At 73.2% G+C, this 24,837-nt stretch carries 30 protein-coding genes; 18 read left to right on the top strand and 12 right to left on the bottom strand.

What is annotated here, in order from left to right; genetic code table 11:
* Window positions 1-10: 10 nt before the first annotated feature.
* On the top strand, window positions 11-958 hold the full coding sequence (locus L6241_RS13995) for an SDR family oxidoreductase (protein ID WP_368246769.1): 948 nt from the start codon (window positions 11-13) through the stop codon (window positions 956-958).
* Window positions 959-967: 9 nt separating this feature from the next.
* On the opposite strand, the gene L6241_RS13990 is transcribed toward L6241_RS13995, so the two are convergent.
* Complete coding sequence (locus tag L6241_RS13990; RefSeq protein WP_368246768.1) at window positions 968-1,747, bottom strand: NAD-dependent epimerase/dehydratase family protein; 780 nt, start codon at window positions 1,745-1,747, stop codon at window positions 968-970.
* Window positions 1,748-1,823: 76 nt separating this feature from the next.
* Here L6241_RS13990 and L6241_RS13985 point away from each other — a divergent pair, with 76 nt between their 5' ends.
* On the top strand, window positions 1,824-3,029 hold the full coding sequence (locus L6241_RS13985; RefSeq protein WP_368246767.1) for an MFS transporter: 1,206 nt from the start codon (window positions 1,824-1,826) through the stop codon (window positions 3,027-3,029).
* Here L6241_RS13985 and L6241_RS13980 read toward each other — a convergent pair.
* From L6241_RS13980 to L6241_RS13970, 3 genes are read right to left on the bottom strand one after another with little or no spacing between them, the layout of a single operon-like run.
* Window positions 3,026-3,682 (bottom strand): maleylpyruvate isomerase family mycothiol-dependent enzyme, encoded by a 657-nt coding sequence (locus tag L6241_RS13980; RefSeq protein WP_368246766.1) that lies wholly within the window; start codon window positions 3,680-3,682, stop codon window positions 3,026-3,028. The genes L6241_RS13985 and L6241_RS13980 overlap by 4 nt on opposite strands.
* Window positions 3,679-4,257: a DinB family protein gene (locus tag L6241_RS13975; RefSeq protein WP_368246765.1), complete on the bottom strand. Its 579-nt coding sequence runs from the start codon at window positions 4,255-4,257 to the stop codon at window positions 3,679-3,681. Before L6241_RS13975 ends, L6241_RS13980 begins: the two co-directional genes overlap by 4 nt.
* A 5-nt stretch (window positions 4,258-4,262) precedes the next feature.
* A complete protein-coding gene (locus tag L6241_RS13970; RefSeq protein WP_368246764.1) occupies window positions 4,263-4,670 on the bottom strand; it encodes a VOC family protein in 408 nt (135 codons plus the stop codon).
* A 144-nt stretch (window positions 4,671-4,814) separates the two neighbouring features.
* Here L6241_RS13970 and L6241_RS13965 point away from each other — a divergent pair, with 144 nt between their 5' ends.
* The 3 genes from L6241_RS13965 to L6241_RS13955 all read left to right on the top strand — a co-directional run bounded on the left by L6241_RS13965 (window position 4,815) and on the right by L6241_RS13955 (window position 7,071).
* Window positions 4,815-5,270 (top strand): DUF3995 domain-containing protein, encoded by a 456-nt coding sequence (locus L6241_RS13965; RefSeq protein ID WP_368246763.1) that lies wholly within the window; start codon window positions 4,815-4,817, stop codon window positions 5,268-5,270.
* A 260-nt stretch (window positions 5,271-5,530) separates the two neighbouring features.
* On the top strand, window positions 5,531-5,893 hold the full coding sequence (locus L6241_RS13960; protein ID WP_368246762.1) for a hypothetical protein: 363 nt from the start codon (window positions 5,531-5,533) through the stop codon (window positions 5,891-5,893).
* Window positions 5,894-5,919: 26 nt separating this feature from the next.
* A complete protein-coding gene (locus L6241_RS13955) occupies window positions 5,920-7,071 on the top strand; it encodes a geranylgeranyl reductase family protein (RefSeq protein ID WP_368246761.1) in 1,152 nt (383 codons plus the stop codon).
* Between the two features lie 6 nt (window positions 7,072-7,077).
* Here L6241_RS13955 and L6241_RS13950 read toward each other — a convergent pair whose 3' ends face one another.
* Window positions 7,078-7,578 (bottom strand): SRPBCC family protein, encoded by a 501-nt coding sequence (locus L6241_RS13950; RefSeq protein ID WP_368246760.1) that lies wholly within the window; start codon window positions 7,576-7,578, stop codon window positions 7,078-7,080.
* A 293-nt stretch (window positions 7,579-7,871) separates the two neighbouring features.
* On the opposite strand from L6241_RS13950, the gene L6241_RS13945 reads away from it, so the two are divergent.
* A complete protein-coding gene (locus L6241_RS13945; RefSeq protein ID WP_368246759.1) occupies window positions 7,872-8,063 on the top strand; it encodes a hypothetical protein in 192 nt (63 codons plus the stop codon).
* Between the two features lie 132 nt (window positions 8,064-8,195).
* On the opposite strand, the gene nhaA is transcribed toward L6241_RS13945, so the two are convergent.
* Complete coding sequence (nhaA, locus tag L6241_RS13940; RefSeq protein WP_368246758.1) at window positions 8,196-9,464, bottom strand: Na+/H+ antiporter NhaA; 1,269 nt, start codon at window positions 9,462-9,464, stop codon at window positions 8,196-8,198.
* A 63-nt stretch (window positions 9,465-9,527) separates the two neighbouring features.
* The gene (locus L6241_RS13935) at window positions 9,528-9,818 is read right to left on the bottom strand and encodes a hypothetical protein (protein ID WP_368246757.1); all 291 of its coding nucleotides are present in this window, start codon (window positions 9,816-9,818) and stop codon (window positions 9,528-9,530) included.
* Window positions 9,819-10,051: 233 nt separating this feature from the next.
* Between L6241_RS13935 and dnaK the strand changes: the two genes are divergently transcribed.
* The 6 genes from dnaK to L6241_RS13905 all read left to right on the top strand — a co-directional run bounded on the left by dnaK (window position 10,052) and on the right by L6241_RS13905 (window position 14,974).
* Entirely contained in the window at window positions 10,052-11,944 is a 1,893-nt protein-coding gene (gene dnaK, locus L6241_RS13930) for a molecular chaperone DnaK (protein ID WP_368246756.1), read from the top strand.
* Entirely contained in the window at window positions 11,941-12,588 is a 648-nt protein-coding gene (gene grpE, locus L6241_RS13925; protein ID WP_368246755.1) for a nucleotide exchange factor GrpE, read from the top strand. The genes dnaK and grpE overlap by 4 nt, the downstream gene beginning before the upstream one ends.
* Before the next feature lie 32 nt (window positions 12,589-12,620).
* Window positions 12,621-13,649, top strand: a complete 1,029-nt coding sequence (locus L6241_RS13920; protein WP_368246754.1) for a DnaJ C-terminal domain-containing protein — start codon at window positions 12,621-12,623, stop codon at window positions 13,647-13,649.
* Between the two features lie 3 nt (window positions 13,650-13,652).
* Window positions 13,653-14,099: a helix-turn-helix transcriptional regulator gene (locus L6241_RS13915; protein WP_368246753.1), complete on the top strand. Its 447-nt coding sequence runs from the start codon at window positions 13,653-13,655 to the stop codon at window positions 14,097-14,099.
* Window positions 14,100-14,333: 234 nt separating this feature from the next.
* Window positions 14,334-14,759: a hypothetical protein gene (locus tag L6241_RS13910; protein ID WP_368246752.1), complete on the top strand. Its 426-nt coding sequence runs from the start codon at window positions 14,334-14,336 to the stop codon at window positions 14,757-14,759.
* A gap of 11 nt (window positions 14,760-14,770) precedes the next feature.
* Window positions 14,771-14,974: a helix-turn-helix transcriptional regulator gene (locus tag L6241_RS13905; RefSeq protein ID WP_191564049.1), complete on the top strand. Its 204-nt coding sequence runs from the start codon at window positions 14,771-14,773 to the stop codon at window positions 14,972-14,974.
* Here L6241_RS13905 and L6241_RS13900 read toward each other — a convergent pair.
* Both L6241_RS13900 and L6241_RS13895 read right to left on the bottom strand, forming a co-directional pair.
* Complete coding sequence (locus L6241_RS13900; protein WP_252975848.1) at window positions 14,950-15,594, bottom strand: tryptophan-rich sensory protein; 645 nt, start codon at window positions 15,592-15,594, stop codon at window positions 14,950-14,952. The two genes, L6241_RS13905 and L6241_RS13900, sit on opposite strands and share 25 nt — an antisense overlap.
* Window positions 15,595-15,622: 28 nt before the next feature.
* Window positions 15,623-16,456, bottom strand: a complete 834-nt coding sequence (locus L6241_RS13895) for an SGNH/GDSL hydrolase family protein (RefSeq protein WP_368246751.1) — start codon at window positions 16,454-16,456, stop codon at window positions 15,623-15,625.
* Between the two features lie 188 nt (window positions 16,457-16,644).
* On the opposite strand from L6241_RS13895, the gene L6241_RS13890 reads away from it, so the two are divergent.
* On the top strand, window positions 16,645-17,208 hold the full coding sequence (locus tag L6241_RS13890) for a TIGR03086 family metal-binding protein (protein ID WP_251720881.1): 564 nt from the start codon (window positions 16,645-16,647) through the stop codon (window positions 17,206-17,208).
* A 42-nt stretch (window positions 17,209-17,250) separates the two neighbouring features.
* Here L6241_RS13890 and L6241_RS13885 read toward each other — a convergent pair whose 3' ends face one another.
* The gene (locus L6241_RS13885; RefSeq protein ID WP_368246750.1) at window positions 17,251-17,712 is read right to left on the bottom strand and encodes an SRPBCC family protein; all 462 of its coding nucleotides are present in this window, start codon (window positions 17,710-17,712) and stop codon (window positions 17,251-17,253) included.
* A 64-nt stretch (window positions 17,713-17,776) separates the two neighbouring features.
* Between L6241_RS13885 and L6241_RS13880 the strand changes: the two genes are divergently transcribed.
* On the top strand, window positions 17,777-18,049 hold the full coding sequence (locus L6241_RS13880) for a ribonuclease E inhibitor RraB (protein ID WP_123092589.1): 273 nt from the start codon (window positions 17,777-17,779) through the stop codon (window positions 18,047-18,049).
* A gap of 148 nt (window positions 18,050-18,197) precedes the next feature.
* Window positions 18,198-19,682, top strand: coding sequence for an LCP family protein (locus L6241_RS13875; RefSeq protein WP_368246749.1), 1,485 nt, complete (start codon window positions 18,198-18,200; stop codon window positions 19,680-19,682).
* 17 nt (window positions 19,683-19,699) lie between these two features.
* Here L6241_RS13875 and L6241_RS13870 read toward each other — a convergent pair whose 3' ends face one another.
* Window positions 19,700-20,602, bottom strand: a complete 903-nt coding sequence (locus L6241_RS13870) for a LysR family transcriptional regulator (protein WP_368246748.1) — start codon at window positions 20,600-20,602, stop codon at window positions 19,700-19,702.
* A gap of 126 nt (window positions 20,603-20,728) precedes the next feature.
* Here L6241_RS13870 and L6241_RS13865 point away from each other — a divergent pair, with 126 nt between their 5' ends.
* The 3 genes from L6241_RS13865 to L6241_RS13855 are packed head-to-tail and all read left to right on the top strand — an operon-like array spanning window position 20,729 to window position 23,619.
* Window positions 20,729-21,880 carry an acyl-CoA dehydrogenase family protein gene (locus L6241_RS13865; protein ID WP_368246747.1) on the top strand — a complete coding sequence of 384 codons (1,152 nt, stop codon included), beginning with the start codon at window positions 20,729-20,731 and terminating at the stop codon, window positions 21,878-21,880.
* 54 nt (window positions 21,881-21,934) lie between these two features.
* On the top strand, window positions 21,935-23,161 hold the full coding sequence (locus L6241_RS13860; protein ID WP_368246746.1) for an acetyl-CoA C-acetyltransferase: 1,227 nt from the start codon (window positions 21,935-21,937) through the stop codon (window positions 23,159-23,161).
* Window positions 23,158-23,619: a MaoC family dehydratase gene (locus L6241_RS13855; RefSeq protein WP_368246745.1), complete on the top strand. Its 462-nt coding sequence runs from the start codon at window positions 23,158-23,160 to the stop codon at window positions 23,617-23,619. The genes L6241_RS13860 and L6241_RS13855 overlap by 4 nt, the downstream gene beginning before the upstream one ends.
* A gap of 127 nt (window positions 23,620-23,746) precedes the next feature.
* Here L6241_RS13855 and L6241_RS13850 read toward each other — a convergent pair whose 3' ends face one another.
* Window positions 23,747-24,835 carry an acyl-CoA dehydrogenase family protein gene (locus tag L6241_RS13850; RefSeq protein ID WP_368246744.1) on the bottom strand — a complete coding sequence of 363 codons (1,089 nt, stop codon included), beginning with the start codon at window positions 24,833-24,835 and terminating at the stop codon, window positions 23,747-23,749.
* Window positions 24,836-24,837 lie beyond the last annotated feature (2 nt).

The following is a 24,837-nucleotide window of genomic DNA, read 5'->3' as shown; positions in this document are numbered from 1 at the left end:
CCGTCGTGCCATGAGCGCGAGTGGTGGGGACCGACCGCTGACCGGGCGGGTGGCGCTGGTGTCCGGTGCGACCCGAGGCGCCGGGCGAGGGGTCGCCCGCGCTCTCGGCGAGGCGGGGGCGACGGTCTGGTGCACCGGGCGCACGACGCGTGAGCGGCGCTCGGAGTACGACCGTCCCGAGACGGTCGAGGAGACCGCCGAGCTCGTCACCGCAGAGGGCGGCGAGGGCGTCTGGGCCGAGGTCGACCACGCCGACGAGGCGAGCGTCCGCGCCCTCGTCGAGCGCATCCGCGAGGTCCACGGGCGTCTCGACATCAGCGTGTCGAGCCTGGGTGGCGAGCACCTCCACGGCGAGTGGGACCAGCCGGTGCGGGCCCAGGACGTCGAGACCGGGCGACGGATCCTGCGCGGCGGGATCGAGACCCACCTCCTCACGACGCCGTACGCGCTCGACCTGCTCCACCGCACGCCCGGCGGGCTGCACGTCGAGCTCACGGACGGCGACGCGGCCTACAACGACACCCGCTACCGGATCAACGCCTACGTCGACCTCGTCAAGACCGGGCTGACCCGGCTCGCGCACAGCCTGGGCCACGAGCTCGCCGAGCACGGGGGCACCGCGATGGCCGTGAGCCCGGGCTGGCTGCGCTCGGAGATGATGCTGGACGCCTTCGGGGTCGACGAGGAGACCTGGCAGCAGGCCTGGACCGACACCGGGCGGGGTGGTGTGGCGCCCGAGGCCTTCGCGGTGTCCGAGTCGCCCCTGCTCGTCGGGCGGTGCGTCGCGGCCGTCGCCGCGGACGAGGGCCGGACCCGGTGGAACCAGCTCTCGACGACCTCGGAGGTGCTCGCCGCCGAGTACGACGTGCGCGACGCCGACGGCTCGCAGCCGCGGGCGTGGTCGTACATCACGGTCATGGAGGACGGCAGCACGCCGGACGTCGCGGACTACCGCTGAGCGTCCGGCTCAGGACCCCTTCGGCCAGTCGTCGGGGGTGCTGGCGCCGCCGGCGACGACCTGCTCGCCCTCGGGCACGTGGTCGGTCCAGCGGTCCTGGGGGCGGTAGCCCAGCTCGAGCATCGTGCTCGTGACGTCCCACCGGCGGTCGGGGTTGTCCGAGATCGCGTAGTAGAGGCCGTAGCCGACGTCCTCGACCTCGATCGCGCAGCGGAAGACGCGCTCGGCGTCGTCCTCGCTGAGCCACATCGCGCGGAGCAGCTCGACCTCGGTCTCGGTGGGGTCGGGGCTCACCCACCCGATGCGCAGGCACAGCACGGACAGCCCGTGGGCGTCGTGGTAGTAGCGCCCGAGCGTCTCGCCGAAGACCTTCGTCACGCCGTAGAGCGAGTCCGGCCGCGGCAGGTCCGTCGGCCCCACCGGCCAGTGCTCGTCGCGGTCGTACATGCCGAGGACGTGGTTCGAGGAGGCGTAGACGACCCGTCGCACGCCCGCGTCGCGGGCCGCCTCCAGCACGTTGCGGGTGCCGACGACGTTGGCGCCGAGCACGTCGTCCCACGTCGACTCCGGCGACGCGGCCCCGGCGAGGTGGACGACCGTGTCGACGCCGTCCATGAGGGCGCGGACCTCGTCGTAGTCGGTGAGATCGGCCTCGCGCAGCTCGCGCTCCTGCTCCGGCGTGCGCGGCGTCCGCCCGTGCATGACGACGTCGTAGTCGTCGCGCAGCCGGTCGGACAGGACGAGGCCGATGCCTCCGGTGGCACCGGTGATGAGGATGCGTCGGGTCATGGCCCCAGTCTCACGTCCGGCGAGGGCCCGCCGGGCGAAGGGGCGGACCCGATCCGCGGACGTAGGCTGAGCGACGATGTCCAGCACGAGCGCCCCGGAGCGTATCCCCCGCGAGATCTGGGTCCTCGTCGCCGCGGCCTTCGTCATCGCCGTCGGCTTCGGTCTCATCAGCCCCGTCCTACCGGCCTACGCCCGCAGCTTCGACGTGGGCGTCGCGGCGGCCTCGGTCGTCGTCTCGGCCTTCGCCTTCTTCCGGCTCCTGTTCGCACCGGCCGGCGGGTCGCTCGTCTCGCGGCTGGGGGAGCGGCCGGTCTACCTCGCCGGGCTCGTGATCGTCGCGCTGTCCTCGCTCGCGACCGCCTTCGCCCAGTCGTACTGGCAGCTGCTCGTCTTCCGCGGCGTCGGCGGCCTGGGGTCCACCCTCTTCACGGTGTCGGCGATGTCGCTCCTCGTGCGTCTGGCGCCGCCGCGCATCCGTGGCCGGGTCTCGTCCGCGTACGCCAGCTCCTTCCTCCTCGGCGGCATGCTCGGCCCGGTCATCGGCGGGCTGCTCGCGCAGCTCGGGCTGCGGGTCCCCTTCGTCCTCTACGCCGTGGCACTGCTCGTCGCGGCGGGCGTCGTCGCCGTCTTCCTCGGCGGCACCCGGCTGCGCAGCGTGTCCGACGGCGAGTCGCGCCCGACGATGCTCGTCTCCGAGGCGCTCGCCTCGCCGACCTACCGCGCGGCGCTCGCCTCCTCCTTCGCCAACGGGTGGTCGAGCTTCGGGGTCCGGGTCGCCGTGCTGCCGCAGTTCGCGGTCGCGATCCACGACGCGACGTGGGTCGCGGGCGCTGCGCTGGCCATCTCTGCCGTCGGCACGGCCGCGGCGCTGCAGGTCGCGTCCCGGTGGTCGGACACCATCGGACGGCGCCCTCTCGCCCTCGCCGGCCTCGCGATCACCGCCGTCGGGATCGGCCTCGTCGGCACGAGTCAGCGCCTCGACGTGCTCTTCGTGCTGTGCGTCGTCGCCGGCATCGGCGCCGGGCTGCTCAACCCCTCGCAGCAGGCCGCCGTCGCCGACGTCGTCGGCAGCGAGCGGGCCGGCGGGCGGGTCCTCGCCCGCTTCCAGATGGCTCAGGACGCGGGAGCGATCATCGGGCCGATCCTCATCGGGGTCGTCGCCGACCGCTTCGGGTGGACGACCGCCTTCGCCGTCACCGGGGTGATCACCGCTCTGGCCATCGGCCCGTGGCTGCGGGCGCGCGAGAGCGCCCCCGGCGTCGTCGCGCCCGAGACGGCCTAGCCGGAGACGGACCTGCCCCCGACCGGCCGGGCGGGGATCGACGACAACCCCGGCCCGTGCAGCTCGTCGACGGCGTGCCGGCGACCGCTGAGCAGCAGGACGATCGCGAGGGCGGGACCACGCACCTCCGGGCCCTGGCCGACGACGAGGTCCGTGTCGTCGGCGACCAGCCGCACCGCCCGGGCGACGGAGCGGCCGCCGCCGATCGCGTCGGGCGTCTTCGCCTGGTAGCGCGCGGCGCCCTCAAGGGTCTTTGCCGGGTAGGCCCGACGGATCCCGAGCGCGCCACGGATGTCCTCGCCGTGGGCGACCTCCTCGACGAGCCGCGACTCGAGCGAGGCCAGCCATGTCGGCGGCCCGCTCGTGCGGTCGACGACCTCGCGCAGCCGCGCGAGGGTCTGCTGCGGCGTCGCCCCGCGGTGGGCGGCGACGCCCGCGGCGTTCTGCCGGTCGAGGTCCCCCTTCGCCCGCACCATGGCGCGCAGCAGACCGACGGGGGTGGTGAGCGCGTTGTCGACGAGATGGGCGGCGACGTCGTGCACGCTCCACCCGGGCGCGAGCGAGGGCGTGTCCCACTGCGACGGGGCGAGGCCGCAGAGGTCGTCGACGAGCGCTCGCCGCTCGGCGTGGACGAGGTGCCAGATCTCGCTCATCGTGTGTCGGCGATCTCGTGCAGGCGGGCGACGTAGTCGGCCCACCACCGCTCGTCCTGCTCCGGCAGGTTGTCGCCCGCGCGGCGCAGACCGACGGACCCGTCGAGCTGCTCGCGCAGGACGTCCATGTGGCCGGCGTGACGAGCCTCGTCGACGGCGAGGTGGACGATGATCTGGTCGAGCGTCACCTCACGACCCTCCGGTCCCCACCACGGCACGAACCCCCTCGCGTCCAGGTCGAGCGCCTCGACCGTCGCGTCGGCGTGGGCGAAGGCCCGGTGCGCGAGGTCGAGGACGTCGGCCATCGACTCGTCGTCCGTCGCGTAGAAGTCGAGGTTGTCGTCGAGCGAGGCGCCGGGCGCGTCCCACGGGTACGCGATGCCCGCGGGCCGCCCGAAGCAGTCGCCGAGGTAGCCCAGCTCCATGAGGGCGCAGTGCTTGAGCACGCCGAGCAGGTTCGTGCCCGTCACGGTGCGTGGGCGCCGCGCGTCGGCCTCGCTCACCCCGTCGAGCTTGGCGAGCATCGCCTGACGCTGCTCGCGGACGTAGCCGTGCAGGATCTCCTTGGTCGTCACGCCGCTCAGGTCTGCTCGCCGGCGATGTTGACCATCCACGGCATGCCGTAGCGGTCGACGAGCATGCCGAAGTCGTCGCCCCACATCTGCCGCTCGAGCGGCATCGTCACCTGACCGCCCTCGGCCAGGCGCTCGAAGCACCCACGCAGGTCGTCGTCGGGCCCGCCGCTGACGGACAGCGTGATCGCGTCGCCGACGGCAGGCGTGCCCTCGGTGCCGGGGGCCATGTCGCTCGCCATGAGGGACAGCCCGGTCGGTGTGTCGAGGCGGGAGTGCATGACCCCCTCGTTGCCCGGGTCGCCCATCTCGGCGAAGGTCGAGACCGACAGCTCGCCGCCGAGGGCGGTGCGGTAGAACTCCATCGCCTCACGCGCAGTGCCGGGGAAGGTGAGATACGGGTTGAGCGTCGCCATCGCAGTGCCTCCTCGTCGGGGCCGTCCTCGTCGACGGCCAGGCGCCGAGACTAGGACCGAGCCCTGACAGCCCGCAGCGTCCCGGCGCCCGCCGGTCCCCCCTTCGCCTCCCGTCGTCCGCCCACGTCTGGCAGGGTCGGCCCGGTGACGGGACGCGCGCGGGGGTGGCTGGTGCTCGCGGTGCTGGCGGGGACGGTGCACGCGCTCTCCAGCCTGTACTGGGCGATCGGCGGCGACTGGCTGCTCGAGACCCTGGGCGAGCGCATCGTCACGGCCTTCGCCGACATGCGCTGGGTCCTCGTGCCCGTCGGCCTCGTCAAGCTCGTCGCCGCTCTGGCGCCCCTGTGGCTCGACCGCCGCGGCTGGCCGCTGCGACCGCTCACCCGAGGTCTCGCCTGGCTCGGCGGCGCCGTGCTCGTCGTCTGGGGCGGTCTCAACACCGTCGTCGGCCAGCTGGTCCTCGCCGGCGCGATCCGGCCCGACGGCGGGTACGACCGGCCCGGGATGATCGGGCACGCGTGGCTGTGGGACCCCCTCTTCCTCGTGTGGGGGCTCGCCCTGCTCGCCCACCTCGTCGTGACTCGTCGTCGCCATGGGTGAGACCTCTGCCGCCCGAGGCGCCGACTTTCGCCGGGGGTCTCGGCCCCGGGGTCGCAACCGGTGGCGGTGCACACGGTGCTCGGCCACACTGGTACCGAGAGAAGGGGACAGCCATGGGGGCGACAGCGGCTTACTCGGGCACGGGAGATGACAGTCCGAAGGGGGCGGCTGAGCAGCACCAGCTCGAGAATCCCGGCGCGCCGAACCCCCCGTCGATCGCCGTTGAGGACCCGGCGGCCCTGCTCACGACCGTCCAGACGATGGCCGAGAAGTGGATGACGGCGATCACCGGTCTCACCGGGCTGCTGGGGATCTCGGGCATCGCCTTCGGCGACGACGTTCTCACGGACACCGTGGGCCTGCGGCAGTGGGCCCTCGTAGGGGCATTCCTCGTCGCCCTCCTCGCGTCGGCGCTGGCGCTTGTCGCGTGCACCGGGGCCGCGCACGGCTTCCCGCCGCTGCCCGGACGTGCGGGGGGCGGCAGGTGGAGAACCGCCGCAGCCGGCTGGGACCGGGACGTGCAGAGGGCCGACCGGGCACTGAGGTCCTTGTGGGTCGCGATGACAGCGGCGCTCGTCGCCTTCGGCGCCACGATCATCGCCCTCGTCCTCGCGCTCGTCTGAGGTCCCCCGCTGCCTAGGGTGGCGCCATGACGACGGCCGACGACTGGGACGTGGTCGTCGTGGGGGCCGGGCCGGCGGGCAGCATCACCGCGCTCGCCGCCCTGCACGACCGGCCGGGGGCGCGGGTGCTGCTCCTCGACCGGGCCGACTTCCCACGGGACAAGTCGTGCGGCGACGGCATCGCGCCTCACGTCCTCGACGTGCTCGACGCCGTGGGTGCCTCTGACGTGGCCGCCGACCTGCGGCGCGAGCACCGCCCGATCGGCACGCTCGAGCTCGCTCTCGGCGACCTGAGCAGCACGCGCGAGATGCGCCGCCCCGCCCTCGTCATCCCCCGAGAGCGTCTCGACGCCCGTCTCGTCGAGGCCGCGGTGGCGGCGGGCGCGGTCCTGCGGCGGCACCGCGTGCGCGACGTGCAGGTCGAGGCCGACGGGGTCGTCGTCGACGGCGAGACCAGGGCCGGCGTGCTCGTCGGCGCGGACGGCGCGCAGTCGCAGGTCCGTCGCTCGCTCGGCCTCACCCTGCCTGGCCGTCTCGCGCTCGGCCTGCGCGGCTACGCGCCGACACCTCCAGGACGTGCCGGGCGACAGGTCATCCGCTTCGCTCAGGACCGCCAGCCGTCGTACGCATGGGCCTTCGACCGGGGCGACGGCTGGTCCAACGTCGGGTACGGCGAGATCCTGCGCGACCGGCGAGACCGGCCGACCCACGCGCTGATGCGCGAGCGGCTCGAGGAGCTGCTGCCCGACTCGACCGAGGGGGCCCAGTCGTGGCGCGGGCACCACCTGCCGCTCTCGACCGCCCGGTGGGGCTCCGTCCAGCCCGACGGTCGCGTGCTGCTCGTCGGCGACGCGGCCGGGCTCATCAACCCGATGACGGGTGAGGGGATCTACTACGCGGCGGTGACCGGGCAGGTCGCCGGTCGCACGGCCGCGCGGGCGGACGAAGGGGGAGACCCCGGCCGTCTCTACCGCAGCGAGGTGCAGGGCCGGCTGCGGGCGAACCTCGTGAGCACGGCCGTCGGTGGCAAGGTGGCGTCTCACCCCTTCGTCCTCGCCGCGGGGCTGCGCGCCGCCGCCGCAGACCAACGGGTCTTCGACGACCTCGTCGAGCTCGGTCTCGGGCCCGGCCGGATCACCCCGCGGGTCGTCGCCGGCCTCGTCCGTCACTCCCGCTGACGCGGCTCAGCGGCTCTCGAGGTCCTCGCGCAGCCGGTCCAGCGTGCGGCGGATGTTGCCCGCCTGGTAGACGTCGAAGGTCCGTCCGCGCGTGACGAGGCGGTCGAAGCGTGCCGCGAGCGGGTCCGGCCACCGGGTGCGGTCGTCCTGCCAGGTCTCGGTGACGCGGGTCCGACCGGGGGCGACCTCCTCGAAGGTGTAGGACCACGTCGCGACAGACACCGGCACGAGGACCCGGCCGAAGCCGTAGCGATGCACCCGGAAGGCGAAGCGCTCGCCGGGCTCGGCCGCGATGACGGTGCACCTCGTCGACCACCGCGCGGGCCCCCGACGGTTGTGCCCGACGAAGCTCTCGCCCGTCGTCAGCCCGCCGCGGCCGGGGTCGCCCGTGCCGACGTTCTCCGGGCTCCACCGCCCCATCCGGTCGGGGTCGGCGATCTCGGCGTAGACGGCCTGGGGGTCGGCGGCGATCTCGACGCTGCCGGACACGGTCATGGGGCGGGACATGGCTCGACCCTGCCAGATGGGGTCGTCCCCCTTCGCCCGCCCACGGATGTGGCCCTGGCCTCAGTGCTCGACCTCCTCAGTGCCCCTCGCCGAGCCGCCCGCTCAGCAGCTCGTGCCGCTCCGCCGACGCCGGGTTGAGACCGACGGCGTCGAGCCGCTTGCCCATCCGCTCGTACTTCGCCCGCACGCCGTCGAGGGCGGCGACGCTCGAGGCGTCCCAGATGTGGCTGTCGGTGAGGTCGACGACGACGCGCTGCGGGTCGGCCGCGTAGTCGAGCTGGTAGACGAGGTCGTTGCTCGAGGCGCTGGACGTCCTCGCCGACCCGGCGTCGGACGCCGGCCGGGAGCGCGCGGCTCGCGAGCACGTCGGGCAGGTCTACGCCGACGCCGAGCACCGCCTCGCCGACCTCCGCCGCACGACGGTGCGGGCCGAGGAGCTCACGGCGAGCCTGTGCGAGGCGATGGCGCCGCCGCCGCCCGGCTGACCCCTTCGCCCCCCTTCGCCCCCTCGCCCCCTCGCTCCGTTCGCGGTGCCACCTCACGACCCGGCTACGGCGCAGTAGTGGTCGTGATCGCGACCAGTACTGCGCCGTAGCTCGCGGGGTGCGAAGGGGGAGTCAGCTCGCCTGGGTCGCGCCCGCCCGGCGGCTGCGGATCGACAGGATCGTCCCGCCGATGATCGCCGCGGTGAAGGACCCGAGGAGCACGCCGATCTTCACGTGCTCGTCGGCCACGCTCGAGGCCCCGAAGGCGAGCTCGCCGACGAGCAGCGAGACGGTGAAGCCCACACCGGCGATGAAGCCGGCGCCGACGAGGTCGCCCCAGCGCAGGCTCGGGTCCAGCCCGAATGAGGGCAGCCGGCTGAGGAGCAGGCTCGTGCCGACGATGCCGATGGGCTTGCCGACGACCAGCCCGACGATGATCCCGAGCGTGATCGGGTCGCCGAGCGCGCTGCGAAGGCCCTCGACCCCGCCGACGGTGACCCCGGCGGCCAAGAAGGCGAAGACCGGCACGGCGACGAGCGTCGAGAAGACGCCCCACTGGTCGGCGAGGTGGGCGGTGAGGCTGTCGTAGACCGGCTCGCCGTCCTCGGTCCCCGTCTGCACCCGCGCCCGGGTCGACGCGATCGCCGGCACGGTGAAGCCGAGGAGCACGCCGGCGACGGTCGCGTGGATGCCGGACGCGTGGACGAGCGCCCACGTCGCGACCCCGAGCGGCAGCAGCAGCCACCACGTGCGCACCCCGCGCTGGGTGAGCACCGCGAAGAGCGCGAGCGGCACGAGCGCGAGGAGCAGCCACTGCAGGTGCAGGCCCTGCGTGTAGGCCACGGCGATGATCGTGATGGCGATGAGGTCGTCGACGATCGCGAGGGTCAGCAGGAAGATGCGCAGGGCCGGGGGCAGGAAGCGCCCGACGACCGCGAGCACGGCGACGGCGAAGGCGATGTCGGTCGCCGTGGGGATCGCCCAGCCCTGGAGGGCGCCCTCGGACGAGCGGGTGATCGCGATGTAGATGACGGCCGGCACGACGACGCCGCCGACGGCTGCCGCGATGGGCATCGCGGCCCGGCGCGGGTCGCGCAGGCTGCCGGCGACGAGCTCCTCCTTGAGCTCGAGGCCGACGACGAAGAAGAAGATCGCGAGCAGGCCGTCGGCCGCCCACTGGCCGATCGTCAGGTCGAGGTGAAGGGCGGCGGGGCCGACGGTGGTGTCGCGCACCGACTCGTAGAGGTCGACGGCCGCCGTGTTGGCCAGGAGGAGCGCGAGCAGTGTCGCGACGAGCAGGAGCGAGCCGCCGAAGGCGTCGCTGCGGGCGCTCGCGCGCACACCGCGCCACACCTCGTGGGGCATGCGGCGCAGAGGGGTGTCGGTCAGGGGTCCGGGCATGGAGTGCCTCACGTGGTCAGGGGAGGTGGGGGCGTCTGCGTCCCGCGACGGGGGCCGCGTCGCTCACGCAGGCGGCGGGCAGCCGGCGATCTCGCCGTGCGCGTTTGTGCCCCACTCGCTCGTCCACCCGTTGGTCCCGGGGTGGCGGACCGTGCGCTGCAGCGCACGCATGCGCGTCGCGTCCGCCAGGTGGCGGGGGAGGCGCAGCAGACCGGTCACCCGCCTGATCTTACGGGCGTCGAGGTGGCGGCTGCCGTTCGCGCTGCCTCGCGAGACGCCCGGGCTCTGCTCTCCCGCCAGCCCGCTGCCGCCCCCTTCGCCGAGCCCGTCGATGGGTCGACGAAGGATCGTCATGTCGAGGTGACGATCCTTCGTCGAACCGGCAGCGGACGGGTGGCCGACGGGGGCGGGTGCCAGACCAGAGGGGCGGGAATCATCTGCGCCGGTCGGTAGTTGAGTCAGACGTACTCAACTTTTCGGCTCCGGATTTGCGCAGGCCCGCAAGGGCTTCGTAGGTTGAGCCGCAGAGACCAACCCTTGACGAAGGGGGCGCCCGCCCCTTTCGACCCGGACGAAGGAGAACCCCCATGGGACGTGCCGTCGGCATCGACCTCGGTACCACCAACTCGGCCGTCGCGTACCTCGACGCCGGCGAGCCGGAGATCATCGCGAACGCCGAGGGCGGTCGCACCACCCCGTCCGTCGTCGCCTTCTCCAAGGGCGGCGAGGTCCTCGTCGGCGAGATCGCCAAGCGTCAGGCCGTGACGAACGCCGACCGCACCATCCGCTCCGTCAAGCGCCACATGGGCACCGACTGGACGAGCGAGGACATCGACGGCAAGAAGTACACCGCGCAGGAGATCAGCGCCCGCACGCTGATGAAGCTCAAGCGCGACGCCGAGGCCTACCTCGGCGAGGACGTCACCGACGCGGTCATCACCGTGCCGGCGTACTTCGACGACGCCGAGCGCCAGGCGACGAAGGAGGCCGGCGAGATCGCGGGCCTCAACGTCCTGCGCATCGTCAACGAGCCGACCGCGGCGGCCCTGGCCTACGGCCTCGACAAGGGCAAGGAGGACGAGCTCATCCTCGTCTTCGACCTCGGTGGCGGCACCTTCGACGTCTCCCTGCTCGAGGTGGGCAAGGACGCCGAGGACGGCTTCGCGACCATCCAGGTCCGCGCCACCTCCGGTGACAACCAGCTCGGTGGCGACGACTGGGACGACCGCGTGGTCAAGCACCTCCTGCAGAGCGTCAAGAGCAGCACCGGCGTCGACCTCTCCGGCGACAAGATCGCCATGCAGCGCCTGCGCGACGCCGCGGAGCAGGCGAAGAAGGAGCTCTCCTCGAGCAGCTCCACGTCGATCAACCTCCAGTACCTCTCGATGGGCGAGAACGGCCCGATCCACCTCGACGAGACGCTCACCCGGGCGCAGTTCGAGCAGATGACCAAGGACCTCCTCGACCGCACGAAGACCCCCTTCGAGAACGTCATCAAGGACGCCGGCATCAAGCTCGGCGACATCGACCACGTCGTCCTCGTCGGTGGCTCCACCCGCATGCCCGCCGTCTCCGAGCTCGTCAAGCAGCTCACCGGCGGCAAGGAGCCCAACAAGGGCGTCAACCCCGACGAGGTCGTCGCCGCCGGGGCGGCCCTGCAGGCCGGTGTCCTCAAGGGCGAGCGCAAGGACGTCCTGCTCATCGACGTCACCCCGCTCTCCCTGGGCATCGAGACCAAGGGCGGTCTCTTCACCAAGCTCATCGAGCGCAACACCGCGATCCCGACCAAGCGCAGCGAGGTCTTCTCGACGGCGGAGGACAACCAGCCCTCCGTGCTCATCCAGGTCTTCCAGGGCGAGCGCGAGATCGCGCAGCAGAACAAGCCGCTGGGCACCTTCGAGCTCTCGGGCATCGCCCCGGCGCCCCGTGGCGTGCCGCAGGTCGAGGTCACCTTCGACATCGACGCCAACGGCATCGTCAACGTCTCCGCGAAGGACCGTGGCACCGGCCAGGAGCAGAAGATCACCATCTCGGGCGGCAGCGCGCTGTCCAAGGAGGAGATCGAGCGCATGGTGCAGGAGGCCGAGGCCCACGCCGAGGAGGACAAGCAGCGGCGCGAGGAGACCGAGGCCCGCAACACCGCGGAGAACCTCGTCTACTCGACCGAGAAGTTCCTCTCCGACAGCGGCGACAAGCTGAGCGACGACCAGCGCAAGCCGGTCGACGACGCCCTCGCCGACCTCAAGGACGCCCTCAAGCCGGAGTCCGGCGTGAGCGCTGCCGACCTGTCCAAGAAGGTCGACACCCTCAACGAGGAGTCGCAGAAGATGGGCGCCGCCCTCTACGCGGCCTCCGCCGAGCAGGGCGAGGGTGCCGGCGCCGCCGGTGACCAGCCCGGCGCCGACGCGGGCAGCACCCCGGCCGACGACGACGTCGTCGACGCCGAGGTCGTCGAGGACGAGGACGAGGAGCGCAAGTGAGCGACTCGACGAGCAACCACGAGCCCGAGGACGTCGTCCACGACGCCGACGGCGACGCGGTGAACGTCGAGGCCGTCAACGACGGCGTGCCGGCCCCCGCGCAGGGGGCCGGCACCCCGGCCGCCGACGCGGACGGGACGCCTGCGGCCGAGACCGCACCTGGGGCCGAGGCCCCGGGCGCGGGCTCCGACGCCCACCCCGACACCGCGCTCGCGGCCGAGCGGCTCGGCGACCTGCAGCGCCTGCAGGCCGAGTACGTCAACTACAAGCGCCGCGTCGACCGCGACCGCGCCGACATCCAGATCCGGGCGGCGCACGACGTGCTCGAGACCCTGCTGCCGGTGCTCGACGAGATCCACCTCGCGCGCCAGCACGGGGACCTCGACGAGGGCCCCTTCCGGGCCATCGCCGACAAGCTCGAGCAGGCGCTCGGCCGGTACGGCCTGGTCCAGGTCGGCGCGAAGGGCGAGCCCTTCGACCCGGCGGTCCACGAGGCCCTCATGCACGCCGCGTGGGACCCGAGTGACAGCGAGCTGCCGAGCGACGCGACGACGACCACGGTCGTCACCGTGCTCCAGCCCGGGTACAAGGCCGGCGAGCGCGTGCTGCGCGCGGCGCGCGTCGCCGTCGCCGACCCCGAGTGACCCACCCGCACACCCCCTGAGAGGAGGACGGCATGGCTAGTCAGGACTGGTTCGAGAAGGACTTCTACAGCATCCTCGGCGTCTCGCAGGGCGCCGACGACGCGGAGATCAAGAAGGCGTACCGCAAGCTCGCCAAGCAGCACCACCCCGATCGCAACCCCGGGGACGCCGCGGCGGAGCAGCGCTTCAAGGACGTCGGCGAGGCGCACGCCGTCCTCTCCGACCCCGAGCAGCGTCGTGAGTACGACGCCGTGCGCCAGATGGCGCGCGGGGGCGCCCGCTTCACCGCGGGCGGCCCCGGCGGGGCCGGGGGCGCCGGCTTCGAGGACGTCTTCTCCTCGATGTTCGGCGGCGGGGGCGGTGGCGGCTCCCGGGTGCGCTACTCCTCGCAGGGCTTCCCCGGCGGGGGCGGCGGCGAGCCCGACCTCGAAGACATCATGGCGATGTTCGGGCAGGGCGGGGGATCCCCCTTCGGCCAGCCCGGTGGGGGTGCGGGCTTCCGCGCTCCCCGTGGCCCGCAGAAGGGTCCCGACCTCACCGCCCGCACGACCCTGTCCTTCCGCGACGCGGTCGAGGGGTCGACGGTGCAGCTGAGCGCCGACGGCGAGCGGATCACCGCGAAGATCCCCGCGGGCGTCAAGGACGGCCAGCGGATCCGGCTGCGCGGCAAGGGCGGTCAGAGCCGCACCGGCGGCGAGCGGGGAGACCTCATGCTCACCGTCGCGGTCGAGCCGCACCCGGTCTTCGGCCGGGACGGCGACAACCTGACGATCGAGCTGCCGGTGACCTTCGCCGAGGCCACGCTCGGCGCGACCGTGAGCGTCCCGACGCTCGACGGCCGCCCGGTCAAGGTCAAGGTCGCCCCGGGCACCCCGAGCGGTCGCGTCCTGCGGGTCAAGGGTCGCGGGGTGCCGACGAAGGGGGGATCCGGTGACCTCCTCGTGCGCGTCGAGGTCGTCGTCCCGACCGACCTCACCGACGAGCAGCGCGCGGCCGTCGAGGCCCTCGCGCAGGACGGCGACTCGCTGCGCGCGGACCTGCTTGCGAGGGCGGGGGACTGACCCGTGGCCCGCTCCGCCTTCAGCCCCGATGACGAGACCCCGGTCTTCGTCATCTCGGTCGCGGCCGAGCTCGCGGGCATGCACGCCCAGACCCTGCGGCAGTACGACCGCATCGGTCTCGTCACCCCCTCGCGCACGCGCGGCGGCGGTCGCCGGTACTCGGCGGCCGACGTCGCGCGTCTGCGCGAGGTCCAGCGGCTCTCGCAGGACGAGGGCGTCTCGCTGAGCGCGATCCAGCGCATCTTCGAGCTCGAGCACCAGGTCGACGCGCTGCGCGCGCGCGTCGGCGAGCTCACCGAGGAGCTCGAGTCGGCTCGTATCGCGCTGGGCCAGGGCTCGCGCTTCTTCGCCGTCGGCTCCGGCGGCGACATCGTCGCGCTGCGCCACGGCCAGCGCCCCCGGCCACGCACGGCCTCGCAGGCGCTCGTCCTGTGGGACCCGCGCCGCTGACGCGACTCCCCCTTCGCACCCCCTCGCGCGCCCCCCTTCGCACCCCCCTGGTGCCGAGACCCGCTCGTCGTCCGTGACACCCGCTCCTCGCGGGACCGCGACGAGCGGGGCTCGCGGACCACGAGCGGGGGTCAGCGAGCGTGTCAAGGACGCTTGACAACGACCGGTCGCCCCTCTGTAAAGTCTGCTTGACACCGCACCGGAGGGACCGGCCGCGGGCGAAGGGGGACCGCCATGACCCGCACGACCACCACCGCGCCGACCTCGGCGTACATCCGCGCCGGGCTGCTCGCCGGGGGCATCACCGCCGCTGCGGGCATCGGGGCCGGCCTCGTGCGGGGAGAGGACTTCTGGCTCGCCGCAGGCATCTTCGGCGCCGCCGCGCTTGGCCCTGCCCTCGCCCTCGGCTGGCTGCTCTTCGTCAGCGACCACACGGTGCCCCAGGACGCCCACGCCGAGGACAGCGTCGAGCGGCGCTGGGCCGAGCAGGCCGGGTCCGGTGCCTTCCTCGACGTCGTCATCGCCTCGGGTGTCACGCTCGTCCTGCTCTCCGTGCTCGACGTCGACATCTCCGCGACCGGCGTCCTCACCCTCCTCGTGGTGCTCGCCCTCGCCGACTCGGCCGTGCGGTACGCGGTCGTCTCGCGTCGCGGCGCCTGAGGGGGCGCCGGATGGACAACGACCTCGCGGCCCGGCGCGCCGAGCGCGGCTGGTCGCAGGCGCGCCTGGCCGAGGAGCTCGGCGTCTCGCGCCAGACGGTGATCTCCATCGAGCGCGGCCGCTTCGACCCGAGCTTGCCGCTGGCCTTCCGGGTGGCCCGGACCTTCGGCTGCCGGGTGGAGGACGTCTTCTACCCCGACACCGCCGAGGACTGAGCGACGCGCCCGCGGGCTGCGACGTAGAGGCCGACGACCATGACGACCACCGCGACCGCCGCGAGCTCGCCGACGCTCTGGCTCGTCTCGACGCCGTAGCCCACGAGCGCCGCGGCGACGTTGGCGCAGGTCGCGACGCTCACCCAGCCGAGGTACAGCCCGAAGGTGCCGTCGACGAGCAGCGCCTCCGCGGCGCCGACCGCGGGCCGGTCGTGCAGCCGCGCGACGAGCGCGCCGAGCACGAGGAGCAGCGCGACGATGACGACGACGCTCAGCCACAGCAGGCCCCACTGGGTGACGAAGATCCACGCCGCGTTGAGGAGCATCGACGCCGCCGCGAGGTAGCCCGTGCGCCGGTGCCGGGGGTCGGTCGCCGTGCTCGGGAAGAGCTGGTAGATCGCGTACGCCGTGAGCAGCGCGTAGATGAGCGACCAGATCGAGAAGGCGGTGCCCGCGGGGGCGAGGAGGGTGGCGTCGGCGGACAGCGCACCGCTGCTCGACTCCGAGACCTCCATGCCGATGACGCCGACCCCGGTGAGCACGCCGAGGACACCGACGAGGTGGCTGACGACGACGACGACCTGACGGGTGCGGTCCGCGCGGGCGGGCTGCTCGCTCATCCTTCGACGATAGGAGCCGGGCCGTCTCTCACCGGCCTCGGACGCCCGTGCTGTCCAGGGTGGGCCCCCCGAGCGCGCGGGCCGCGGCGAGCCTCTTCATCCCCTCGGCGGGGCGGATCGGCTCGGGCCACCGCGCGGCGATGCGGTCGCCCTCGTACTCGCGGCGCAGCCGCCGCCGCACGAGCGGCACGACCTCCTGGCGCACGAAGGCCGCCTCCTGGCGGGCCGCGTGCCGCCAGCCGCGGGGCTCGTGCGGGACGAGGTCGCCGATCTTCAGCGTGTGGGGCACGCCCATCGTCTCGGCGACGAGTGCCGCCATCCGCTTGTGGCCCTGTCGGGACATGTGGATCCGGTCCGGAGCCCACAGCGCCGGGTGATCGAAGTCGCGGACGCGGGCGTGGTCGACGAGCAGCGTCCCGTGCCGGTCGACGAGCTCGCGCACCCCGTCGTTGAAGAGGTGGACCCGGCGCACGAGCGGGTCGAGCAGCCGGGTCGTGCGCACGTCGTACGCGGTGAAGAGGACGACCTGCGCACCGGAGCCGACGAGCCGGTCCAGGGCCGCCTCGTAGCGCTCCAGCAGCGAGGTGAGGTCGGCCCGCAGCGAGAGCAGGTCGTTGCCCCCGGCGTAGAAGGTCACGTGGGTGGGCCCGAGGGCGAGCGCCGCGTCGAGCTGGTCGGCGACCACCTGGTCGAGGAACTTGCTGCGGATCGCGAGGTTCGCGTACTGCCACGCCGGGTCGGCGCGGCCCAGCTGGCGGGCCAGCCGGTCGGCCCAGCCGCGCACGGAGTTCGGGTAGTGCAGGTGGGGGTCGCCGATGCCCTCGGTGAAGGAGTCGCCCACGGCGACGAGCAGGCCAGTCATCTCGCGCCCCATGCCACCCGCCCGGGCGGCCGGCTCGCAAGCCGCGCGCGGGGTCGCGACGAAGGGTTGTCCGAGCCGTCACCGGGGGTCCCCGGGCGGCCGTCGTGCGTTCACCTCTCGCCCGTGCGACCGCCCGAAGGGGGAGCGAAGGGGTGGTCGTCGTCGGTGGTCGCTGCCAGGGTGGGGCCATGCCGATGCCCCAGGACCCCGCCTCTCGCTACGACCGCCGCAACACCCCGCTCGTGCGGGTCGTCGACGCCGTGCCCGACGACGCGTGGGACGCGCCCTCGCCCTGCGAGGGGTGGAGCGCGGCCGACGTGCTCCAGCACCTCGTGGACACGCAGCGCACCTTCCTGCTGACGAACGGCGCGAGCCTGCCCGACCCGGCGCCCGTCGTCGCCCAGGGCCCGGCGCTCGCCTGGCGGACGCACTCCGAGGCGGTCGCCCGCGCCCTCGCCGACCCGCGGGTGGGCGAGGCTCCGTACGAGACCCCCTTCGGCGTCTCGACCGTGGGCCAGGTCCTCGACGACTTCTACGGCTTCGACATGGTCGTCCACCGGTGGGACCTCGCCCGCGCCACCGGGGGTGACACCTCGATCGCGGACGCCGAGCTGGACGTGCTCGACGCCGCGGCCGACGGCTGGGGCGAGCGCCTCTACGGCGACGGCATCTGCTCCGGCCCGCTCGAGGTCGGCGCCGACGAGCCGCGCCCGGTGCGGGTCCTCGCGCGCTTCGGCCGGGACGCCCGGTAGGGGCACCCCGGCCGAGGTGGGGGGTGGCGGGTCAGGGGGAGGTCAGGAGGAGACGGCCGCCGCGAGGTTGCCGAGGCTGTCCTCGAGCTGGCCCTTGCTGACGAGCGGGAAGCTCACCTGCTGCAGCAGCTCCTTGTCGGTGACCTTGCTCCAGTCGTAGGTGAGGCTGACGAGGGTGCTGTCGGGGCCCTGCGCGTCGAGCTCCCAGAGCCACTCCCAGCCCTTGGGGTCGGTGCCGGCGGGGGCGGTCTGCCAGCCGACCATCGTGTTCTCCGCGTAGGCGGTCACGTGGTTGTCGGTCTGGTACTCGCCGCCCATGTGCTCGCCCTCCATGTTCATCGTGAAGACGTCGCCGACGCCCTGGATGCGGTTGGACCTCTCGTCCGAGCGCACGAAGCCGGAGCCGTCGAGCTCGGTGTGGCGCTTGGGGTTGGTGAGCACCTCGAAGAGGTCCTTCGCGGACGCGTCGACGGTGCGCTGGACGGTGATCTTCTGATCGCTCATCTGTCGAGCGTGCCCAGGCGCGCCGGTCATGTCCACACCCTGTCGAGGGTGCGAGCATGGCGTCATGAGCGAGCACCTCATCGTCCTGCCCGACCGCGACGACGCCGAGCGCGTCGCCGACGACCTGCGCGAGGAGGGGCTCGGCGAGGTCCGGGTCGTGCGCGAGGCGCTGGCGGGGGAGGACGACGGCGAGGACCACGAGTGGGCCATCTACGTGCGTGTCGAGACCGTCACCGACGAGGCGAGCGCCGTCGGTCAGGGGCTGAAGGAGCGCTTCAGCGCGCTCGCCGAGGAGCACGACGGCTGGTACGACGACCGCACGGGCGGGCCGGCCTGATCTTCGCTCGGCCGGACGACGTCCGGGACCCGGCACGACGCGGGGCGCATCTCCCTTCGCATCCAGGCGACCTCCAGCCCGGTGTGCCAGGATCAGGCGGCTGACCGTGCCCGGCAGCCAGCTCCCGAACGACCCCAGGACTGCCCGTATGAGCGAGATCGGCCGACACCGGCGCGACAAGCCTGCGACCCCGATGCTCTCCGAGCGCGCGCGGTCCCGGCTGAGCCGCCGCTTCTACGTGCTCACCGCCGCGAGCACCGTCGTGCCCGGGCTCGGGCTCATCCCCAGTCGTCGGCGCACCGGGCAGGTCATGGTCGCCGCCTTCGTCGTCGCGCTCGTCGCGGGTGTCGCCTACCTGCTGTCGAAGGGGGTGACGACCTCGGTCCTCGAGGTCGGCGTGAGCCGCCGGGCGCTCGCCGTACTCATCCCCGTGCTCGTCGTCGGCGCGCTCGTCTGGCTCTTCGGCATCGTCGCCACCGCCCGCGACAACATGCCCGCGGACGTGTCGGGCCGGCCCCGCGTCGCGATGCTGCTCTTCGCCTCCTTCGCCGCCCTGCTCGTCATCGCCCCCGCGGTCCAGGCCGCGCGCTACGCCCTCATCCAGCGCTCGGTCATCGGCGAGGTCTTCTCCTCGATCCGGCCCGAGGGCGCGGCCGCACCGGTCGACGCGGAGGACCCGTGGGAGGGCACCGACCGGGTCAACATCCTGCTCGTCGGCTCCGACGCGGGGCCCGACCGGACCGGCGTGCGCCCCGACTCGACGATGGTCGCGAGCATCGACACGACGACCGGCAAGACCGTGCTCTTCGGCATCCCGCGCAACCTGCAGAACATCCCGCTCTCGCCCGACAGCCCGCTGCGCGCGCAGTACCCGGACGGCTACAGCTGCGGCGACCAGTGCCTCTTCGAGTACGTGTGGACGCTCGGCGAGGACAACGCGGCGCTCTTCCCCGGTGACCCCAGCCCCGGTCTCACCGTCACCAAGGACGCGGTGAGCCAGATCCTCGGGCTCGACATCGACTACACGACGATCATCGACCTCAAGGGCTTCACCGAGCTCGTCGACGCCATGGGCGGGGTGCAGATCGACGTCAAGGAGCGGGTCTGCGTCGGGTGCAAGGTCGAGGGCGGCGTCGTCGTCGGCACGACCGGCTACATCGAGCCCGGCGTCCAGCGGCTCGACGGCTACCGGGCGCTGTGGTACTCGCGCTCGCGCGCCGACAGCCGGGACGGCGACTTCAGCCGCATGCGGCGGCAGCGCTGCATGGTGGGCGCGCTCATCAACCAGGTGAACCCCGTGAGCATGCTGCGCCGCTACCCCGAGCTCGCCGCGGTGCTCAAGAAGAACGTCGCGGTCGACATCCCGCAGGACGACCTGTCGGCCTGGGCGGTCCTCGTCGAGCGGATCCAGGACGGCGGCTCGATCAAGTCGCTGCCCCTGACGAACAAGGTCATCGACGTGACCAACCCGGACTACGGCGTCATCCACACGAAGGTGCGTGACGCGATCGACCCGCCGCGTCGCAGCGCGACGAAGAAGCCCACCTCGAGCGCGAGCCCCAGCGCGACGCCGAGCGGCAGCTCGACGACCGAGCCCACCGACGAGCTGGCGGACATCACCGCCACCTGCTGACGGGCGGGGCCAGCCGGTCACCCAGACGGGGTCGGCAGGGCCTGCTCGGAGAGGTCGAGCACCTGACGCAGTGCCGGGCTCGAGTCTCCCGTCCGCCACAGCAGGCGGGCGGGCGCCCGCTCCGAGCTGTCGCTGAGCGGGATGACGACGAGACCCTCCCGGCCCCAGCCGGCGCCGAAGGCGGTGTCGACCGTGAGGGTGACGCCGAGGCCGGCGGCAACCAGAGCGAAGATCGCCCACGAGTCGGGGGCGTGCTGAGCAACCCTCGGCACGTACCCTGCGGCCTGCGCCTTGTGCAGGGTGATCTCGCGCAGGGTCGACCCTGTCGACGGCTCGAGCATGACCCAGGGCTCGTCCGCGAGGTCGGCCATCGCCACCGCGTCCCGGCCCGCGAGCCGATGGTCCTCGGAGAGGACGACGACGAAGCGGTTGAGCGCGACGACGCGGGACTCGAGACCGGCGGGGACGCTCGGGTACATGACGACGGCGAGGTCGAGCGAGCCCTCCACGATCCGCTCGATCGCGCCGCTGCCGTACGTCGTGCTCGTGAGGGACAGCTCGATCCCGGGCAGGTCACGTCGTACCCGGCGGGCCAGCTGGCTGATCGGTCGGTGCGAGGACGGCCCGGCGAACCCCACCCGGACCTCCCCGATCTCGCCGCTGCTGGCGTCGGTGACGGTGCGCTCGGCGGTCTCGACGGCACGCACGATCTCGCGGGCCGGGTCGACGAACGCGGCGCCCTGCGGGGTGAGCCGCACCGATCGGGTCGTCCGCTCGAAGAGGGGGGTCCCGAGCTGGCGCTCCAGCTGCCGGATGGTGCGGCTCAAGGGCGGCTGCGCCATGTGCAGCCGTGCCGCCGCCCGTCCGAAGTGGAGCTCCTCGGCGACGGCGAGGAAGGCGGTGACGTGGTGCAGCTCCATGAGGTCCTTCCGGTCCGGCGTCGACGAACCCAGCTGTTTCCGCCGGTGTATCAGTGCGATACCAACTATGCCCTTGATCGACATAATCCCCACCGGCAGTCTGGCGCACCGACGAAGGAGATCGACGTGGAGAGCACCGAGTTCGACGAGGTCCTGGCGACCGTGGCGTCGCTCGTGGAGGAGGTCGTCGTGCCCGCCGAGGACGAGATCGAGAGCACCGACGTCATCCCCGAGCGCGTCCGGCGCGCCGCGGCCGACATGGGCCTCTTCGGGTATGCGCTGCCCGAGGAGTACGGCGGGCTGGGGCTGACGATGAGCGAGGAGGTGCGGCTGGCGATGGTCGTCGGGCGCACGACTCCTGCCTTCCGCTCGATGTTCGGCACGAACAACGGCACCGCCGGCCAGGTGCTCGTGAACTTCGGCACCGACGAGCAGAAGCAGGCCTACCTGCCGGGCCTGGCGGCGGGCGAGCTCGTCGCGTCCTTCGCGCTCACCGAGCCCGACGCAGGATCAGACCCCTCGGGGCTGCGCACGAAGGCGGTGCGCGACGGTGACGGCTACGTCATCAGCGGGCAGAAGCGGTACATCACCAACGCGCCGCAGGCCGATCTCGTCATGGTCTTCGCCCGCACGGGCGACGTCTCCGAGGGCACGAAGGGGATCTCGGTCTTCGTCGTCGACACCTCGCACGAGGGCGTGACGGTCGGCCCGAAGGACGCGAAGATGGGCCAGCGCGGCGCGCACACCGCCGAGGTCTCCCTCGAGGGGGTGCGGGTCGGGGCCGAGTGCCTCGTCGGCGGGGTCGAGGGCGAGGGCTTCGCCGCCGCGATGCGCTCGCTGGCGAAGGGCCGCCTCCACATCGGCGCGACCTGCGTCGGTCTCGCCGAGCGGCTCACCGACGAGGCCCTCCGGCACTCCCTCGACCAGACCCAGGGGGGCACCCGCATCGCCGACTTCCAGCTCGTCCAGGGGATGCTCGCGGACTGCCGCACCGAGGCGATGGCCGGCCGGGCGCTCGTCATCGAGGCGGCCCGCGCCTACGACGACGGGAGCGACCGGCGCCTCGGCCCGTCCGCGGCGAAGCTCTACTGCAGCGAGATGGTCGACCGGGTGGCAGACCGGGCGGTCCAGGTTTACGGGGGCATGGGCTACATGCAGGACTCGAAGGTGTCGCGCTTCTACCGCGACGCCCGTCCCTTCCGCCTCTACGAGGGCACGAGCGAGATCCAGCGCACGATCATCGCCAAGCAGATGATCCGCGGGGCGCCGACCCGATGAGCGTCGCCGCCCCCTTCGTCAGCCGGACCGCCCCACCAGCTCGGGAGATCTCTCATGCGTGACCCCCAGGACGTCGTCGTCTGCGCCCCGTACCGCACCGCGGTCGGCGCGTTCGGCGGATCGATGCGGCCGTTGCTGCCTGCCCAGATCGGCACTCAGCTGATGACCGGTCTGATCGAGCGCACGGGCATCGACCCGGCCGCGGTCGAGGACGTGATCCTGGGCCACTGCTACGCCACCGGCGAGGCCCCGGCCATCGGCCGGGTCGTCGCGCTCGATGCCGGTCTGCCGGTCACGACGACCGGGATGCAGCTCGACCGCCGCTGCGGCTCGGGTCTGCAGGCGATCATCCAGGGCGTGATGCAGGTCCTGACCGGTGCCAACGACTGCGTCGTGGCCGGTGGGGTGGAGTCGATGAGCAACGCGCCGTTCTACTCCCTGGACATGCGCTGGGGCGCGAAGGGGACGGGGATGCGGGTGCACGACATGATGAGCCGCGGCCGCGAGACCGCGGGCGGGGTGAACCACCCGGTGCCGGGCGGGATGATCGAGACGGCGGAGAACGTGCCCCGCGAGTACTCCATCAGCCGTGAGGAGCAGGACGCGCTGGCGGTGCAGTCCCATCAGCGCGCCGCGGCGGCGCAGCGCGAGGGGCTGCTCGCGCAGGAGATCGTGCCGGTGCGCGTGCCGCAGCGCCGGGGCGAGGACCTCGTCGTCGAGGTCGACGAGCACATCCGCCCCGAGACCTCGATGGAGTCCCTGGCGCGGCTGCGCCCGATCCTGGGCGCGGGTGATCCCGAGGCGACCGTGACCGCGGGCAACGCCTCGGGGCAGAACGACGCGGCCGCCTTCGTCGTGATCGCTGATCGTGCGACCGCGGCCGCGCAGGGCCTGACCCCGCTGATGAGCCTGCGGTCGTGGGCCGTGGCGGGCACACCACCGAAGACGATGGGCATCGGCCCGGTCCCGGCGACCGCGAGGGCGCTGGACGTCGCCGGGCTGACCCTGGCCGACATCGACGTCATCGAGCTCAACGAGGCCTTCGCCGCGCAGGCCCTGGCGGTGATGCGCGAGTGGGGCTTCACCGAGGCCGACCACGAGCGCACCAACGTCCACGGCTCGGGCATCTCCCTGGGTCACCCCGTCGGGGCCACCGGCGGCCGGATGACCGGCGCGCTGGCCCGCGAGCTGCACCGCCGCGACGGCCGGTACGGCCTGGCCACGATGTGCATCGGCGGCGGTCAGGGCCTGGCCGCGATCTTCAAGAGGGCAGACGCATGAGCACCCCGCGCACCATCGCCACCATCGAGGACCTGCGGGCGCTCGTCGGGGACGAGCTCGGCAGCACCGAGTGGGTCGAGATCACCCAGGAGCGGGTCGACCTCTTCGCGGACGCCACCGGCGACCACCAGTGGATCCACGTCGACGTCGAGCGCGCCGAGGCCGGCCCCTTCGGCGGCACGATCGCGCACGGCTTCCTCACCCTGTCGCTGCTGCCCTCCTTCGGCGCCGAGCTCTTCGCGCTCGAGCTCGGCAGCGCCCGGCTCAACTACGGCCTGGAGAGCGTGCGCTTCACCAACCCCGTGCGGGTCGGCTCGCGGATCCGGGGGACCGCGACCTTCGAGGAGGTCAACGACCTGCCGAAGGGGACCCAGGTCGTCACCCGCTACGTCGTCGAGATCGAGGGTGTCGAGCGACCTGCCTGCGTCGCGCGGCAGATCACCCTCGTCACCGGCTGACGAGGCCCACCCCTCCGGGGACGGCGAAGGGGGACGAGGCCAGGCCTCGTCCCCCTTCGCACGTCCGCTGCGGGCTACCACGCAGTACTGGTCGCGATCACGACCACTACTGCGCCGTAGCGCGGGTCTAGCCGAGGACGTCCACCGAGCGGTGCTCGGCGACCCGGCTGCCCAGGGTCGCGAGGTGGCTGCGGGTGCTGCCCCACGTGCGCGAGATCATCGTCAGCCGCGCGCTGAGATGGCCCACCGGGTACTCCGCGGTGACGCCGATGCCGCCGTGCAGCTGGATGGCCTCCTGGCCGATGAGCCGGGCGGCCTTGTCGACGACGACCCGGGCCCGCAGGACCGCGTCGACGTCGACCGGCGACTCATCCGCCGACATCGCGGCGAAGAGGGTCGCGCTGCGCGCCAGCTCGAGCTGGGCGTACATGTCCGCGGCGCGGTGGGTGAGCGCCTGGAAGGCGGCGAGCGGGACGCCGAACTGCTTACGCGTGCGCAGGTAGTCGGTCGTCATCCGCAGCGCCTCCTCCATCGCGCCCAGCGCCTCGGCGCACAGCAACGCTCCGGCGACGGCGAGCGCGTCGCGCAGCGCCTCCTCGGCGGCCTCGCCCTCGGCGAGCAGGGTGACCGACGCGCCGTCGAGGTCGAGCCGCTCGGCGGTGGCGCCCGGGTCGGTGAGGAGGAAGACGCCCGTGCCGCTCGCGGTGCGGGCGGTGAGGACGACGTGGGTGGCGGCCGGGGCGTATCGCACCGGGGCCTTGACGCCGGTGACCTGCCAGCCGCCGGCGCCCTCCTCGGCGCGCACGTCGTGCGGTGTCGGGTCGAAGGTGCGCATCGGCTCGTCGAGCGCCGGCACGAGCAGGGCCTCGCCCTCGCTCACCGCGCCGAGGACCTGCTGGCGCAGCGCGGCCGGCGCGAGGCGGGCGACGAGGGTGCCGGCGAGGACGGTCTCGGCCAGCGGGGCCTGGATGCGGCCCCGGCCGAGCTCGGTCGCAGCGGCCGCGAGGTCGGTGATGCCGGCCCCGACGCCGCCGTCCTCCTCGGACCACGGCATCGCCGGGATGCCGAGCTCGACGAGCGCCTGCCACAGCGCGGTGTCGTGGGCGGGGGGCTGCGCGGAGGAGCCGGACTCGGCGGCGGGGGAGCCGTGGCGCGAGAGCACGCCCCGGGTGGCGTCGGCGAGGGCGCGCTGCTCGTCGGTGGTCGTGAAGTCCATGT

This window comes from Janibacter sp. Y6, assembly GCF_040900765.1.
Classification (GTDB): Bacteria; Actinomycetota; Actinomycetes; order Actinomycetales; family Dermatophilaceae; genus Marihabitans; species Marihabitans melonis.
The sequence above is the reverse complement of the archived record's forward strand: the minus strand, read 5'-3'. Positions and strand labels throughout refer to the sequence as shown.

Bases quoted from the DNA above. Each gene is read 5' to 3' on its own strand.
- L6241_RS13995 (WP_368246769.1), top strand. From the start codon at position 11: ATGAGCGCGAGTGGTGGGGACCGACCGCTGACCGGGCGGGTGGCGCTG.
- L6241_RS13990 (WP_368246768.1), bottom strand. From the start codon at position 1,747: ATGACCCGACGCATCCTCATCACCGGTGCCACCGGAGGCATCGGCCTC.
- L6241_RS13985 (WP_368246767.1), top strand. From the start codon at position 1,824: ATGTCCAGCACGAGCGCCCCGGAGCGTATCCCCCGCGAGATCTGGGTC.
- L6241_RS13980 (WP_368246766.1), bottom strand. From the start codon at position 3,682: ATGAGCGAGATCTGGCACCTCGTCCACGCCGAGCGGCGAGCGCTCGTC.
- L6241_RS13970 (WP_368246764.1), bottom strand. From the start codon at position 4,670: ATGGCGACGCTCAACCCGTATCTCACCTTCCCCGGCACTGCGCGTGAG.
- L6241_RS13960 (WP_368246762.1), top strand. From the start codon at position 5,531: ATGGCCGAGAAGTGGATGACGGCGATCACCGGTCTCACCGGGCTGCTG.
- L6241_RS13955 (WP_368246761.1), top strand. From the start codon at position 5,920: ATGACGACGGCCGACGACTGGGACGTGGTCGTCGTGGGGGCCGGGCCG.
- L6241_RS13950 (WP_368246760.1), bottom strand. From the start codon at position 7,578: ATGTCCCGCCCCATGACCGTGTCCGGCAGCGTCGAGATCGCCGCCGAC.
- nhaA (WP_368246758.1), bottom strand. From the start codon at position 9,464: ATGCCCGGACCCCTGACCGACACCCCTCTGCGCCGCATGCCCCACGAG.
- L6241_RS13935 (WP_368246757.1), bottom strand. From the start codon at position 9,818: ATGACGATCCTTCGTCGACCCATCGACGGGCTCGGCGAAGGGGGCGGC.
- dnaK (WP_368246756.1), top strand. From the start codon at position 10,052: ATGGGACGTGCCGTCGGCATCGACCTCGGTACCACCAACTCGGCCGTC.
- L6241_RS13920 (WP_368246754.1), top strand. From the start codon at position 12,621: ATGGCTAGTCAGGACTGGTTCGAGAAGGACTTCTACAGCATCCTCGGC.
- L6241_RS13910 (WP_368246752.1), top strand. From the start codon at position 14,334: ATGACCCGCACGACCACCACCGCGCCGACCTCGGCGTACATCCGCGCC.
- L6241_RS13905 (WP_191564049.1), top strand. From the start codon at position 14,771: ATGGACAACGACCTCGCGGCCCGGCGCGCCGAGCGCGGCTGGTCGCAG.
- L6241_RS13900 (WP_252975848.1), bottom strand. From the start codon at position 15,594: ATGAGCGAGCAGCCCGCCCGCGCGGACCGCACCCGTCAGGTCGTCGTC.
- L6241_RS13895 (WP_368246751.1), bottom strand. From the start codon at position 16,456: ATGACTGGCCTGCTCGTCGCCGTGGGCGACTCCTTCACCGAGGGCATC.
- L6241_RS13890 (WP_251720881.1), top strand. From the start codon at position 16,645: ATGCCGATGCCCCAGGACCCCGCCTCTCGCTACGACCGCCGCAACACC.
- L6241_RS13885 (WP_368246750.1), bottom strand. From the start codon at position 17,712: ATGAGCGATCAGAAGATCACCGTCCAGCGCACCGTCGACGCGTCCGCG.
- L6241_RS13880 (WP_123092589.1), top strand. From the start codon at position 17,777: ATGAGCGAGCACCTCATCGTCCTGCCCGACCGCGACGACGCCGAGCGC.
- L6241_RS13875 (WP_368246749.1), top strand. From the start codon at position 18,198: ATGAGCGAGATCGGCCGACACCGGCGCGACAAGCCTGCGACCCCGATG.
- L6241_RS13870 (WP_368246748.1), bottom strand. From the start codon at position 20,602: ATGGAGCTGCACCACGTCACCGCCTTCCTCGCCGTCGCCGAGGAGCTC.
- L6241_RS13860 (WP_368246746.1), top strand. From the start codon at position 21,935: ATGCGTGACCCCCAGGACGTCGTCGTCTGCGCCCCGTACCGCACCGCG.
- L6241_RS13855 (WP_368246745.1), top strand. From the start codon at position 23,158: ATGAGCACCCCGCGCACCATCGCCACCATCGAGGACCTGCGGGCGCTC.
- L6241_RS13850 (WP_368246744.1), bottom strand. From the start codon at position 24,835: ATGGACTTCACGACCACCGACGAGCAGCGCGCCCTCGCCGACGCCACC.